This window comes from Pseudomonas sp. B21-010 (assembly GCF_024749325.1).
GTDB classification, from domain to species: domain Bacteria; phylum Pseudomonadota; class Gammaproteobacteria; order Pseudomonadales; family Pseudomonadaceae; genus Aquipseudomonas; species Aquipseudomonas kilonensis.
Map to the genome: position 1 here is coordinate 846,685 of NZ_CP087198.1, position 14,744 is coordinate 861,428.

The 14,744-nt window shown below is 59.3% G+C and carries 5 protein-coding genes and 2 rRNA genes; all 7 read left to right on the forward strand.

Annotated elements, in window-relative coordinates; genetic code table 11:
• Nucleotides 1–211 precede the first annotated feature (211 nt).
• The 7 genes from LOY50_RS03660 to LOY50_RS03690 all read left to right on the forward strand — a co-directional run bounded on the left by LOY50_RS03660 (nt 212) and on the right by LOY50_RS03690 (nt 14,742).
• Nucleotides 212–3,103: ribosomal RNA gene (locus LOY50_RS03660) — 23S ribosomal RNA — on the forward strand.
• A gap of 155 nt (nt 3,104–3,258) precedes the next feature.
• Nucleotides 3,259–3,374: ribosomal RNA gene (gene rrf / locus LOY50_RS03665) — 5S ribosomal RNA — on the forward strand.
• A gap of 156 nt (nt 3,375–3,530) precedes the next feature.
• On the forward strand, nt 3,531–6,983 hold the full coding sequence (recC, locus tag LOY50_RS03670) for an exodeoxyribonuclease V subunit gamma (protein WP_258690307.1): 3,453 nt from the start codon (nt 3,531–3,533) through the stop codon (nt 6,981–6,983).
• Nucleotides 6,980–10,669: an exodeoxyribonuclease V subunit beta gene (gene recB / locus LOY50_RS03675; RefSeq protein ID WP_258690308.1), complete on the forward strand. Its 3,690-nt coding sequence runs from the start codon at nt 6,980–6,982 to the stop codon at nt 10,667–10,669. The genes recC and recB overlap by 4 nt, the downstream gene beginning before the upstream one ends.
• Entirely contained in the window at nt 10,666–12,762 is a 2,097-nt protein-coding gene (gene recD, locus LOY50_RS03680) for an exodeoxyribonuclease V subunit alpha (protein WP_253471430.1), read from the forward strand. Before recB ends, recD begins: the two co-directional genes overlap by 4 nt.
• A 139-nt stretch (nt 12,763–12,901) precedes the next feature.
• Nucleotides 12,902–13,477, forward strand: a complete 576-nt coding sequence (locus LOY50_RS03685) for a YfiR family protein (protein WP_253471432.1) — start codon at nt 12,902–12,904, stop codon at nt 13,475–13,477.
• Entirely contained in the window at nt 13,474–14,742 is a 1,269-nt protein-coding gene (locus LOY50_RS03690; protein WP_258690309.1) for a diguanylate cyclase domain-containing protein, read from the forward strand. Before LOY50_RS03685 ends, LOY50_RS03690 begins: the two co-directional genes overlap by 4 nt.
• Nucleotides 14,743–14,744: the final 2 nt, after the last annotated feature.

The window sequence follows — 14,744 nt, forward strand, 5'->3', positions numbered from 1 at the left end:
ATTGCATCGGTACGATGGTGAATGTTGATTTCTAGTCTTTGACTAGTTCGTTCTTTAAAAATTTGGGTATGTGATAGAAAGATAGACTGAACGTTACTTTCACTGGTAGCGGATCAGGCTAAGGTAAAATTTGTGAGTTGCTCTCATGAGCAAGATCGAATTTTCGGCGAATGTCGTCTTCACAGTATAACCAGATTGCTTGGGGTTATATGGTCAAGTGAAGAAGCGCATACGGTGGATGCCTTGGCAGTCAGAGGCGATGAAAGACGTGGTAGCCTGCGAAAAGCTTCGGGGAGTCGGCAAACAGACTTTGATCCGGAGATGTCTGAATGGGGGAACCCAGCCATCATAAGATGGTTATCTTGTACTGAATACATAGGTGCAAGAGGCGAACCAGGGGAACTGAAACATCTAAGTACCCTGAGGAAAAGAAATCAACCGAGATTCCCTTAGTAGTGGCGAGCGAACGGGGACTAGCCCTTAAGCTTCTTTGATTTTAGCGGAACGCTCTGGAAAGTGCGGCCATAGTGGGTGATAGCCCTGTACGCGAAAGGATCTTAGAAGTGAAATCGAGTAGGACGGAGCACGAGAAACTTTGTCTGAATATGGGGGGACCATCCTCCAAGGCTAAATACTACTGACTGACCGATAGTGAACTAGTACCGTGAGGGAAAGGCGAAAAGAACCCCGGAGAGGGGAGTGAAATAGATCCTGAAACCGTATGCGTACAAGCAGTGGGAGCCCACTTTGTTGGGTGACTGCGTACCTTTTGTATAATGGGTCAGCGACTTATTTTCAGTGGCGAGCTTAACCGAATAGGGGAGGCGTAGCGAAAGCGAGTCTTAATAGGGCGTCTAGTCGCTGGGAATAGACCCGAAACCGGGCGATCTATCCATGGGCAGGTTGAAGGTTGGGTAACACTAACTGGAGGACCGAACCGACTACCGTTGAAAAGTTAGCGGATGACCTGTGGATCGGAGTGAAAGGCTAATCAAGCTCGGAGATAGCTGGTTCTCCTCGAAAGCTATTTAGGTAGCGCCTCATGTATCACTGTAGGGGGTAGAGCACTGTTTCGGCTAGGGGGTCATCCCGACTTACCAAACCGATGCAAACTCCGAATACCTACAAGTGCCGAGCATGGGAGACACACGGCGGGTGCTAACGTCCGTCGTGAAAAGGGAAACAACCCAGACCGTCAGCTAAGGTCCCAAAGTTATGGTTAAGTGGGAAACGATGTGGGAAGGCTTAGACAGCTAGGAGGTTGGCTTAGAAGCAGCCACCCTTTAAAGAAAGCGTAATAGCTCACTAGTCGAGTCGGCCTGCGCGGAAGATGTAACGGGGCTCAAACCATACACCGAAGCTACGGGTATCACGTAAGTGATGCGGTAGAGGAGCGTTCTGTAAGCCTGTGAAGGTGAGTTGAGAAGCTTGCTGGAGGTATCAGAAGTGCGAATGCTGACATGAGTAACGACAATGGGTGTGAAAAACACCCACGCCGAAAGACCAAGGTTTCCTGCGCAACGTTAATCGACGCAGGGTTAGTCGGTCCCTAAGGCGAGGCTGAAAAGCGTAGTCGATGGAAAACAGGTTAATATTCCTGTACTTCTGGTTATTGCGATGGAGGGACGGAGAAGGCTAGGCCAGCTTGGCGTTGGTTGTCCAAGTTTAAGGTGGTAGGCTGGAATCTTAGGTAAATCCGGGATTCTAAGGCCGAGAGCTGATGACGAGTTACCCTTTGGGTGACGAAGTGGTTGATGCCATGCTTCCAAGAAAAGCTTCTAAGCTTCAGGTAACCAGGAACCGTACCCCAAACCGACACAGGTGGTTGGGTAGAGAATACCAAGGCGCTTGAGAGAACTCGGGTGAAGGAACTAGGCAAAATGGCACCGTAACTTCGGGAGAAGGTGCGCCGGTGAGGGTGAAGCACTTGCTGCGTAAGCCCACGCCGGTCGAAGATACCAGGCCGCTGCGACTGTTTATTAAAAACACAGCACTCTGCAAACACGAAAGTGGACGTATAGGGTGTGACGCCTGCCCGGTGCCGGAAGGTTAATTGATGGGGTTAGCTAACGCGAAGCTCTTGATCGAAGCCCCGGTAAACGGCGGCCGTAACTATAACGGTCCTAAGGTAGCGAAATTCCTTGTCGGGTAAGTTCCGACCTGCACGAATGGCGTAACGATGGCGGCGCTGTCTCCACCCGAGACTCAGTGAAATTGAAATCGCTGTGAAGATGCAGTGTATCCGCGGCTAGACGGAAAGACCCCGTGAACCTTTACTATAGCTTTGCACTGGACTTTGAATTTGCTTGTGTAGGATAGGTGGGAGGCTTTGAAGCGTGGACGCCAGTTCGCGTGGAGCCATCCTTGAAATACCACCCTGGCAACTTTGAGGTTCTAACTCAGGTCCGTTATCCGGATCGAGGACAGTGTATGGTGGGTAGTTTGACTGGGGCGGTCTCCTCCTAAAGAGTAACGGAGGAGTACGAAGGTGCGCTCAGACCGGTCGGAAATCGGTCGTAGAGTATAAAGGCAAAAGCGCGCTTGACTGCGAGACAGACACGTCGAGCAGGTACGAAAGTAGGTCTTAGTGATCCGGTGGTTCTGTATGGAAGGGCCATCGCTCAACGGATAAAAGGTACTCCGGGGATAACAGGCTGATACCGCCCAAGAGTTCATATCGACGGCGGTGTTTGGCACCTCGATGTCGGCTCATCACATCCTGGGGCTGAAGCCGGTCCCAAGGGTATGGCTGTTCGCCATTTAAAGTGGTACGCGAGCTGGGTTTAGAACGTCGTGAGACAGTTCGGTCCCTATCTGCCGTGGACGTTTGAGATTTGAGAGGGGCTGCTCCTAGTACGAGAGGACCGGAGTGGACGAACCTCTGGTGTTCCGGTTGTCACGCCAGTGGCATTGCCGGGTAGCTATGTTCGGAAAAGATAACCGCTGAAAGCATCTAAGCGGGAAACTTGCCTCAAGATGAGATCTCACTGGGACCTTGAGTCCCCTGAAGGGCCGTCGAAGACTACGACGTTGATAGGCAGGGTGTGTAAGCGCTGTGAGGCGTTGAGCTAACCTGTACTAATTGCCCGTGAGGCTTGACCATATAACACCCAAGCAATTTGTGAACTCGAAAGAGGCCAGATTGCGGTGTGTGAAGACGAAACGAACCGAAAGTTCGAATCTCACAAAACACCAACGCTATCACATACCCAATTTGCTGAAGCGAGGCCAACTGGCCGCGACTCAGTACCCGAATTTCTTGACGACCATAGAGCATTGGAACCACCTGATCCCATCCCGAACTCAGCAGTGAAACGATGCATCGCCGATGGTAGTGTGGGGTTTCCCCATGTGAGAGTAGGTCATCGTCAAGATTAAATTCCGAAACCCCTATCTGCTGATGCAGGTAGGGGTTTTGTTTTGCCCGCAGGAAAGTTCTTACGACAAGCGCGGATAGCTCCCGGCTGTCACAACCCCCCGACAGTGCTAAGGTTCTGCCCCTAGCTTTTGCATTTTCAAGGATGCCTTTCATGCCGGACGCAACGTCCCTCAGCCCAGCTTTCATGGTGGTTCACGGGAACCGCCTTGATGAGTTGCGCAGCTTGGTAATCAGCTTGATGCGGCGCTATCCGCTGTCCCCCCTTGAAAATGAAATCGCTCTGGTACAGAGCAATGGCATTGCCCAATGGCTCAAGCTCGCACTGGCTGAAGACCCGGAAGACGATGATTCTGGCGGTTGCGGTATTGCGGCTGCCATTGATGTGCAACTGCCGGGCAGTTTCATGTGGCAACTTTATCGAACAGTCCTGGGACGCGATGAAATTCCGGCCAAGTCCCTGCTGGATAAGGCTCCGTTAACCTGGCGCCTGATGCGTCTGCTGCCGCAGTTGATCGAGCAGCCTCATTTCGAACCTCTGCGACGATTCCTTACCCACGACACCGACTTGCGCAAGCGCTATCAACTGTCCGAGCGTCTTGCCGATCTGTTCGACCAGTACCAGGTCTACCGGGCCGACTGGCTTGAGGATTGGGCCGAAGGTCGACACCAGACCAGAAATGTCCGAGGTGAAATAAAGCCGCTCGCGCCGGCAAATTGCTGGCAAGCGGAACTGTGGCGAGCCTTGTTGCTGGATGTGGGGGAGCAAGGCATGGCGCAAAGCCGTGCCGGCGTTCATCAGCGCTATATCGAACGTATCAACAGCCTGGAAACCGCTCCGAAAGGCCTGCCCGCACGGGTCATCGTGTTTGGTATTTCTTCGTTGCCTGCCCAGGTCCTGGAGGCGCTCGCCGGCCTTTCCCGGTTCAGCCAGGTTCTGCTCTGCGTGCATAACCCGTGTCGCCATCATTGGGCGGACATCGTCGCCGACAAGGATTTGTTGCGTCACCAATACAAGCGCCAGGCACGCAAGGCTGGCATGCCCGTCGTCCTCGATCCGCAAACCCTGCATCAGCATGCCCATCCGTTATTGGCCGCCTGGGGCAAGCAAGGGCGCGACTATATCAACCTGCTCGACAGCTACGATGACCCCAACAGCTATCGCTCGGTATTTCGCGATGGGCGAATCGACCTGTTCACTGATGGGACCCCCACGACCCTTCTCAGCCAGTTGCAGGATGACATCCTGGAGCTGCGCCCCCTGAATGAAACCCGGGAACACTGGCCTGTCGTCGATCCGGAGCGAGACGGCTCGATCCGTTTTCATGTGGCGCATGGCGCCCAGCGCGAGGTTGAAATTCTCCACGACCAATTGCTGGCCCACTTCAGTGCGGATCCGACCCTGCGCCCACGGGATATCATCGTCATGGTCCCGGACATCGACAGTTATGCACCGCACATTCGCGCAGTGTTCGGCCAGCTCGACAGGAGCGACCCGCGGTTCATCCCCTTCACGTTGACCGACCAGGGCCAGCGTGGACGTGATCCACTGCTGATCGCCGTCGAGCATTTGCTCAAGCTGCCGGACAGTCGTTTTCCGGTCAGCGAAATCCTCGATCTGCTGGATGTCCCGGCGTTGCGCGAACGGTTTGGCATCGATGAGGCCGACCTGCCGACACTGCACCGCTGGATCGAAGGGGCAGGCATTCGTTGGGGGATGAGTGCCGAGCACCGTGCCGGCTTGGGCCTGCCTGCCGAGCTTGAGCAGAACAGCTGGCATTTCGGCTTGCGTCGCATGTTGCTGGGGTATGCCGTCGGCAGTTCGAACGCTTATGAGGGCATTGAGCCTTATGACGAGATCGGTGGCCTGGATGCGGCGTTGATTGGTCCCTTGGTTGCTTTGCTGGATGCCCTGGGAGTCGCCCATCATGAACTCACCCGGCCGGCATCGCCGCAGCAATGGGGTTCACGCCTGCAAGATCTGATGCAGCTGTTTTTCCAGGCAAGCAACGAGCATGACGACTATTTGCTGGCCCAACTCGAAGACTTGCGTGAAACCTGGCTGGAAACCTGTGAGTCGGTGGGGCTGCACGATGAATTGCCGCTGACGGTGGTACGCGAGGCGTGGTTGGCCGGACTGGATCAGGGGCGACTGTCCCAGCGCTTCCTGGCCGGCGCAGTCAACTTCTGTACCTTGATGCCGATGCGCGCGATCCCCTTCAAGCTGGTGTGCCTGCTGGGGATGAATGATGGTGATTACCCGAGAGCCCAGCCGCCTTTGGACTTCGACCTGATGGGTGGCGATTATCGTCCGGGCGATCGTTCCCGCCGTGAGGACGACCGTTACCTGCTGTTGGAAGCGCTGCTTTCTGCCCGGGAAAAGCTGTACATCAGTTGGGTGGGGCGCAGTATTCGCGACAACAGTGAGCGCCCGGCATCGGTGTTGATCGGCCAACTGCGCGATCATCTCGCCGGTGGCTGGCGGTTGGCAGATGACAGCAAGCCTCTTCTCGATGCCCTGACCCAGGAGCATCCGCTGCAACCGTTCAGTGCGCGTTATTTCCATCAAGGCGATGCGCTGTTCAGTTACGCCAGCGAATGGCGAATGCTCCACGACATCTCCGATGACGCCGACACAACCCAGGTGCTGGAGCCTTACGTTCAGGAAGAACCCTTGGGCCTCGGTCAGTTGCAGGACTTCCTGCGCAATCCTGTCCGCCATTTCTTCAGCCAGCGGCTGAAAGTGTTCTTCGAGGCCATCGAAGCGCCTCTGGCCGATGACGAACCTTTCGTGCTCGATGCGCTGCAACGCTACAGCCTGAGTGACAGCTTGCTCGAGGCCGCCCTGGTACGCCTGGACCAGCCGGATCTTGCTCTCACCGCTCACGCCAAAAGACTGCAGAACAGCGGCCTGTTACCCATGGCCGGTTTCGGTGAATGCATGCAGCGTGAATTGATCGAACCTCTGCCGGATCTGCTCCAGCGGTACCAACAGCTTCTGGCGTTATGGCCGACACCGTCGGTCAGCGCTGTGCCAGTCAGCCTGCAATTGCAGGGAGTGAATGTCGAGGGCTGGCTCAGTGGTTTGCACCAGCGTTCCGACGGTGCGGTCCTCGCCATCACGGCCATACCCAACAGCATCGGCTCCACCAAGACCCGTAAGTGGCATCGCCTGATACGGCCTTGGGTCAACCATCTCGTGGCCTGCGCTAATGGCTTGTCGTTGACGACGGCACTGGTGGCCAGTGATGACAGCTTGCTGCTGGCACCTTTCGAAGAGCCTGTCGCACAAAGGCTACTGGGCGACATTCTGCAGGCCTGGCAGACCGGTATGCGCCAGCCGCTACCGATCGCGGTGAAGACGGCTTTCGCCTGGCTCGGCCAGACTGATCCGGGTAAGGCCGAAGCGGCGGCTCGCAAAGCCTATGAGGGCGATGGACAGACGTTTGAAGGCGAGCGGCGGGAAAGTCCGGCGTTGGCTCGACAGTTTGCTGATTTCGATGCCTTGATGGCTGACGAAACATTCCCCGATTGGTGCGATGCACTCTACCGACCATTGCTCGAAGCCCCATGGCGTTCATTGGTCAGCGAGGAGGCCCGTTCATGAGTCAGCAGGCACCATTGGCCCTGGCTTTCCCGCTGCGGGGCAGCCAACTGATCGAGGCCAGCGCCGGTACCGGCAAGACCTTTACCATTTCGGCGTTGTACCTGCGTCTGGTGCTGGGGCATGGCGGTTCGGCGTCCGGCTTCGGCCGCGAGTTGCTTCCACCGCAAATCCTGGTGGTGACCTTTACGGACGCTGCCACCAAGGAGTTGCGTGAACGAATTCGCACTCGTCTGGCCGAAGCCGCACGTTTTTTTCGCGACGAGATTCCAGCCCCGGATTCGCTGATCGCCGCGTTGCGCGATGAATTCAGCGCTGAGCAATGGCCTGGTTGCGCGAACCGGCTGGACATCGCTGCGCAGTGGATGGACGAAGCGGCCGTCTCGACCATCCACAGTTGGTGCCAGCGCATGTTGCGTGAGCATGCCTTCGACAGCGGTAGCCTGTTCACCCAGACCCTGGAAACCGACCACAGCGAATTGCTGGGCGAGGTGCTGCGCGATTATTGGCGGTTGTTCTGCTATTCGATGCAAGGCGAGGCGCTGAACTGGGTACGTACTCATTGGGGAGGGCCTGCTGCGCTGTTGCCGCGGGTGCGAGGTTTGTTTTCCAGCGAGCGCGGCGACGGCGACGGGCTTGAGCCTGCCGAACTCATCGCCGCGGCCTTGCAGGAGCGCAGTGCCGCCTTGCTCGATCTCAAGGCGCCGTGGCGGCAATGGGCGGTGGAACTGTTGGAGATCTGCCAGCAAGGCGTGGCCAGCAAGGCTGTCGACGGGCGCAAGATGCAGGCGCGTTACTTCGAGCCATGGTTTCAGAAAATCACTGCCTGGGTCGATGACGAAAGCCTCGAGCTGTTGGACATCGGTACCGGATTCACGCGGTTGACGCCCGAGGGCATGGCCGAAGCCTGGAAAGGTGAAGTGCCCAACCATCCCGGGCTGGACGCCATGGCCAGTCTCAAGACCAGCCTGGATGCGTTGCCCACGCCAGATGCCGCCGTGTTGCAGCATGCCGCGCAATGGGTCGGGGCGCGCTTCGAGGCAGAGAAACGTCGCCGCGCCGAGATGGGCTTCGATGACATGCTGCTGCGTCTCGATGCAGCCCTGCAGGCCGACGGAGGCGAGCGTCTGGCGAGCCTGATCCGCGAACAGTTTCCGGTGGCGCTGATCGATGAGTTCCAGGACACCGACCCGGTTCAGTACCGGATCTTCGAAAGCATCTACCGCATCGAAGACAACGACCCCGGGACCGGACTTTTCCTGATCGGCGATCCGAAGCAGGCGATCTACGCTTTTCGCGGCGCCGACATCTATACCTACCTGCGCGCTCGCGAAGCCACTGCTGGCAGGCTGCACACGCTGGGCACGAACTTCCGTTCCAGCCATGCCATGGTCGGCGCGGTAAACCATGTTTTCCAGAATGCCGAGTCCCGCCCGAAGGGGCGTGGGGCTTTTCTGTTCCGTGAGCCTTCGGGCGAGAACCCGGTGCCGTTCCTGTCCGTTGAGTCCCAGGGGCGCAAGGAGTCCTTGCAGGTCGCTGGGCAGGCGGTCGCGGCGCTGAACATCTGGCACCTGTCGTCGGACCAGCCACTTTCCGGTGCGGTGTATCGACAATCCATGGCGGCCGCCTGCGCCAGTGAAATCACGGCGTTGCTCAACGGCGGCCAGTCGGGGCGCGACGGCTTCACGGTCGATGGAAAAGTGCTGCGAGGCGTGCGCCCGGCAGATATCGCCATCCTGGTGCGCGATGGTAAAGAAGCGCAGGCGGTGCGAGACGCGTTGTCCGCGCGAGGCGTGCGCAGCGTGTATCTGTCCGACAAGGATTCGGTCTTTGCCTCGCAGGAAGCGCGGGACTTGCTGATCTGGCTCAGGGCCTGTGCCGAGCCGGATGCCGAACGACCGCTACGGGCAGCCCTGGCCAGCATCACGTTGAATCTGTCGCTGACGGAACTGGAACGTCTCAACCAGGATGAGCTGGCCTGGGAAGCCCGGGTCATGCAGTTCCGCGGTTATCGTACGGTCTGGCGCAGCCAGGGCGTGCTGCCGATGTTGCGGCGCCTGCTGCATGATTTCGAACTGCCCCAGGCCTTGATGGCGCGCAGTGACGGCGAGCGGGTGCTGACCAACTTGTTGCACCTTTGCGAACTGTTGCAGCAGGCCGCCGGTGAATTGGATGGCGAGCAAGCTTTGATCCGGCATTTGTCCGAGCACCTGGCTTTGTCCGGGCAAGCGGGAGAAGAGCAGATCCTGCGCCTGGAAAGCGATGAGCAACTGGTCAAGGTGGTCACGATCCACAAGTCCAAGGGCCTCGAATATCCGTTGGTCTTCTTGCCCTTTATCTGTTCGACGAAACCGGTGGACGGCAGTCGATTGCCATTGCACTACCACGACGAGGCCAACAAGGCGCAGATCAGCCTCAAGCCCACTGCCGAATTGATCGCCAAGGCCGATGACGAGCGTCTGGCCGAGGATCTGCGGCTTCTCTACGTGGCACTGACCCGCGCACAACACGCCTGCTGGCTTGGTGTCGCGGATCTCAAGCGGGGCAGCAACAACCGCTCGATCCTCCATGTGTCCGCGCTGGGGTACTTGTTGGGTGGTGGTGCGCCGCTGGCCGAATCGGTGGAGTTGAGGCGTTGGCTGGAAGACCTGCAACAAGGCAGTGACGCGGTGAGCTACCAGCCAATGCCTGAGGCCACCGACGAGCACTACCGGCCCCCGCGCAACGAAGCCGTGTTGCTTGAACCCTTGGTACCCTTGCGAAAAGCCAGCGAGAACTGGTGGATCGCGTCCTACAGTGCCTTGCGCATCAGCGAAAGCCTGAGCGAAGGCAGCGATACCGCGCCAGAGAGTCCCCAGGCCCAGAAACTGTTCGACGATGAACGACTGGACCCGGACGCGCCCAGGGAGACCGTCGCTGTCGGTGGCGACATCCACCGCTTTCCCCGTGGCCCCAACCCCGGCACTTTCCTGCATGGCCTGCTGGAGTGGGCCGCAGGGGAGGGCTTTTCATCGGCGCCAACGGATATCGAGGATGCCATTGCCCGACGCTGCAATCGCCGAGGCTGGAAAGGCTGGATCACCACGCTGAGCGATTGGCTGCAACACCTGATCAAGATGCCCATGCACGTCGGCGACGACCAGGCGCCAGTGGTGCTCGAACAGCTGAGCCGATTCCAGGTCGAGATGGAGTTCTGGTTCGCCAGCCACAAGGTCGATGTGCAAAAGCTCGACCAACTGGTTTGCCGGTTCACCCATGGTGGTGTGGCCCGCGTCGCGGCAGAACCGGTGCAGCTCAACGGCATGTTCAAGGGCTTCATCGATCTGACGTTCGAGCACGACGGCCGGTACTACGTGGCCGATTACAAATCCAACTGGCTGGGTGTCGATGACATGGCCTACACCGTACCGGCCATGGAACAGTCGATCCTGGACCATCGCTACGACCTGCAATACGTGCTGTACCTGTTGGCCCTGCATCGCCAGCTCAAGGCACGGCTCCCCGATTACGACTACGACCGGCATGTCGGCGGTGCGTTGTACCTGTTCCTTCGTGGAACCCGCTCAGCCAGCCAGGGCGTGTATTTCACCAAGCCGCCACGGGCATTGATCGAACAACTGGATCGCCTGTTCCAGGGGGCGCCCGAACCCAAGGCTGAACCGGCGTGGGTACAGGGAGAGTTGCTATGAGTCGTTCTTTTGCCGACCTGCTGCCCAAATCGTCCGACGACGAAAGCCTGGTGGAGTTGGCGCCCTTGAGCCGTGCGCAGGACCTGCTGTTGTTATTGACGCGCTGGGTCGAGCGCGGCTGGTTGCGCGCCCTGGACAAGGCATTCGTGGCGTTCCTCCATGAACTGGCGCCCGACGATGATCCTTTGGTTCTGCTCGCTGCTGCGTTGACCAGCCATCAACTGGGTCACGGGCATGTTTGCCTGGATGTGTTCGAGACCCTCAAGGAACCGGATTTTGCGCTGTCGCTGCCTCCCGAGGGTGACCTGCAGACGGGCGTGATGCTGTTGCCATCGCAAATATTGGCGACACTGGACGGCGTCCATTGGTGCAAGGCCCTGGCGTCCAGTCGTCTGGTGGCCCTGGCCGTGGATGGGAGCGAAGAGGCGCAGCAACGCCCGTTGGTGCTGTCCGGCAAACGTCTTTATCTGCGCCGCTACTGGGGTTATGAACGGCGGATCGATGAAGCGTTGCGTCAACGGCTTATCGAGCATGAAGCGGCGCCCGGCGACCTGCGCGAGCGTTTGGACGGCTTGTTCGGACCGGCCAATGCCAGCGGCCCGATCGATTGGCAGAAACTGGCCTGCGCGCTGGCGACCCGCGGGGCCTTCAGCATCGTGACCGGCGGCCCGGGCACCGGCAAGACCACGACCGTTGTGCGCCTGCTGGCCCTTCTGCAGGCTCCTGCCGTCGAGGCCGGGAAGCCGCTGCGGATTCGCCTGGCTGCGCCAACCGGCAAGGCGGCGGCGCGCCTGACCGAATCCATCAGCCAGCAGGTCCGGACCCTGGATGTGGACGACGCTGTGCGCGAACGGATTCCCTGCGACGTCACGACAGTCCATCGTTTGCTGGGCAGCCGCCCCGGCACCCGGCATTTTCGCCACCATGCAGGCAATCGCTTGCCACTGGATGTGCTGGTGGTCGATGAAGCGTCGATGATCGACCTGGAGATGATGGCCAATCTGCTGGATGCCCTGCCCGCCCATGCACGGTTGGTGTTGCTGGGGGACAAAGACCAGTTGGCCTCTGTTGAAGCCGGTGCGGTGCTGGGGGATTTGTGTCGAGACGCCGAGGAGGGCTGGTACAGCCCCCGGACCCGAGCCTGGCTTGAGTCGGCCAGTGGTGAAAACCTGGCGGCCAGTGACCTGCAACAGGACCTCGACGGCACTCATCCCCTGGCACAGCAAGTGGTCATGCTCAGGCATTCCCGGCGCTTTGGCGAGGGCAGCGGGATCGGTCAACTGGCTCGCTGGGTCAACCAGCAGCAGCCTGAAAAAGCCCGTCAGTTGCTGGAGCAAGGGCAGCATGCCGATCTGTCTTCCCTGAAATTGGCGAGTGAACACGACACGAAACTGGAAAAGCTGCTGCTCGACGGCAAGCCAGATGGGCCCCAGGGTTATCGGCATTACCTGAGCCTGCTACGGCAGCGACGCCCGGCCATTTCTCGCCCGCTGGAAGACCGTTGCTGGGCCGATTGGGCCCGGGAAGTCCTGGCGGCCTTCGACGAATTCCAATTGCTTTGCGCGGTGCGCAAAGGTCCGTGGGGCGTCGAAGGACTGAACCTGCGAATCACCGCCGCCTTGCTCAAGGCCCGCCTTATCGATAGCGATCACCAGTGGTACGAAGGGCGCCCGGTGTTGATGACCCGCAATGACTATGGGCTGGGGCTGATGAACGGCGATATCGGTATCGCCCTCAAGTTGCCCGAGCGTGACGGCCCCGATGCCGGCAAACAGGTTCTGCGGGTCGCTTTCCCGCGCAACGATGGCCAGGGCGGTGTGCGTTTCGTCCTGCCCAGCCGCCTGAATGATGTGGAGACCGTGTATGCCATGACGGTGCATAAATCCCAGGGCTCGGAATTCACCCATACCGCGTTGATCCTCCCGGATGCGCTGAACCCGGTATTGACCAAGGAGTTGGTGTACACCGCCATTACCCGGGGCAAGCAATGGTTCAGCCTGATAGAGCCACGAGCGGGGGTGTTCGAGGAGGCGGTGCGGCGCAAGGTCAAGCGTTTGAGCGGGCTCATGTTGGAGTTGGAGGGGGATGACTGAATGATCAGCTTTCGTGATTCGATGCCGGAGTCACGATTCTGACTGTTTTCTGTCAGATATGTCCGTAGGGCGCCGGCTCGCTGGCTTTTTGGCACTGTGCTATCGTTCCGACACTTATCGTATGACCAAGAGATTTTCCATGAAAGTGGCGGTTCGGGAGGCGGTGCGCAGCAAGGAGTGGGGGCATTATCTGCTTGCCGGTCTTCTGTGGTTGCTGTCGCCTATGGTGCTTGCCGAAGATCCACCCTCCACGAGCCGGGCTGAACAGCGGGCCGAATCGGTCACTCAAGTCGTCTTGGGCATTCTCAGCTACGCACGCTGGCCAGTGGAGCCTGCGCAGTTGCAACTGTGCATCGTCGGCCCGACCCAATACACCGACGACCTGGTCAAAGGCACCACCCAGGCCACCGGTCGACCGGTGGCCGTACAGCGATTGCTGGCCGATCACCCCAACATCGCTACGGATTGCAACGCCGTCTACATCGGCAGGCTGACCAGCGACGAGCGCACCCGTCTGTTTGACTCCCTGATCGGCAAGCCCGTGTTGAGCATCAGCGAAGGCGGTGACCAGTGCACCGTGGGGAGCCTGTTCTGTCTGCGGGTCGGTGATGAGCAGGTATCGTTCGAGGTCAACCTCGACTCGGTAGCGCGCAGTGGCGTGCGTATCCATCCGAGCGTTCTGCAGCTTTCCCGTCGCAGGCCGGCAGTACCATGAGCCTGTCCAAATCGCGGATCCTTCCCACCCTGGGCTCGGTCATCGGGCGCGGCCACCTGATTGTCGCGTTGGTGGCGATCACCATGGCCAGTGTTTCCCTGACGTTGCTGGGTGTGCTTGCGTTGCGGGTCTACGCCGATCACAACCTGCACCTGATCGCCCGTTCGATCAACTACACCGTGGAAGCCGCCGTGGTATTCGATGACGCGGCGGCGGCCACCGAGGCGCTGGCCTTGATCGCCTCCACCGAAGAGGTCGCCGATGCCCAGGTGCTCAATGAACATGGCCGTCTGTTGGCGCGTTGGCAGCGACCGGAAACAGGCCTGTTGTCGGGGCTGGAAGTGCACATTGCCAAGGCATTCCTGGAGAAGCCCATCAGCCTGCCAATCGTTCACCAAGGACAGAACATCGGCCGCATCGTGCTGGCGGGGCATGGCGGCAGCCTGTTGCGCTTTCTGCTCAGCGGCCTGACGGGGATTATCTTATGCACGGCGGTGAGTGCCTGGGTGGCGCTTTATCTGGCGCGGCGCCAGTTGCGGGCGATCACCGGACCATTGCGCAGCCTGGCCGAAGTGGCTCACGCGGCACGCAGCGAGCGGGCCCTGGACCGGCGGGTGCCGCCGGCCGCCATCGCCGAACTGGATAATCTGGCCAATGACTTCAATGCACTGCTCGACGAACTGGAGTCCTGGCAGACCCACCTGCAAAGCGAAAACGAAACCCTGGCCCACCAGGCCAGTCACGACAGTTTGACCGGCTTGCCGAACCGGGCGTTTTTCGAGGGCCGGCTGATCCGCGCCTTGCGCAACGCCAGCAAGCTCAACGAGCAAGTGGCCGTGTTGTACCTGGACAGCGACCGGTTCAAGGGCATCAATGACAATTTCGGCCACGCTGCCGGTGACGCGGTGCTGACGGCCGTGGCGACCCGGGTCCGGGCACAGTTGCGTGAAGACGACCTGGTCGCACGCCTGGGCGGCGATGAATTCGCCGTGCTGCTGGCGCCCCTGCACAACGCCGAGGACGCCGAGCGGATCGCTGAAAAAATCATCGCCAGCATGGAAATGCCGATTCAATTGCCCGGCAACGCCTCCGTGTTGACCTCCCTCAGTATCGGCATTGCCGTTTACCCGGATGATGGTGCCACACCGGGCACCCTGCTCCACGCCGCCGATGCGGCCATGTATCAAGCCAAACGCCTCGCCCGAGGCGGTCAACATACGGCGGAGTCGGATCACTCCGTCGCTGATCTTCAAACCAGGAGCTGACT

What these genes read in the sequence shown, in the direction of transcription:
- recC (WP_258690307.1), top strand. Translation starts at nt 3,531, where the DNA reads ATGCCGGACGCAACGTCCCTCAGCCCAGCTTTCATGGTGGTTCACGGG.
- LOY50_RS03690 (WP_258690309.1), top strand. Translation starts at nt 13,474, where the DNA reads ATGAGCCTGTCCAAATCGCGGATCCTTCCCACCCTGGGCTCGGTCATC.
- recD (WP_253471430.1), top strand. Translation starts at nt 10,666, where the DNA reads ATGAGTCGTTCTTTTGCCGACCTGCTGCCCAAATCGTCCGACGACGAA.
- recB (WP_258690308.1), top strand. Translation starts at nt 6,980, where the DNA reads ATGAGTCAGCAGGCACCATTGGCCCTGGCTTTCCCGCTGCGGGGCAGC.
- LOY50_RS03685 (WP_253471432.1), top strand. Translation starts at nt 12,902, where the DNA reads ATGAAAGTGGCGGTTCGGGAGGCGGTGCGCAGCAAGGAGTGGGGGCAT.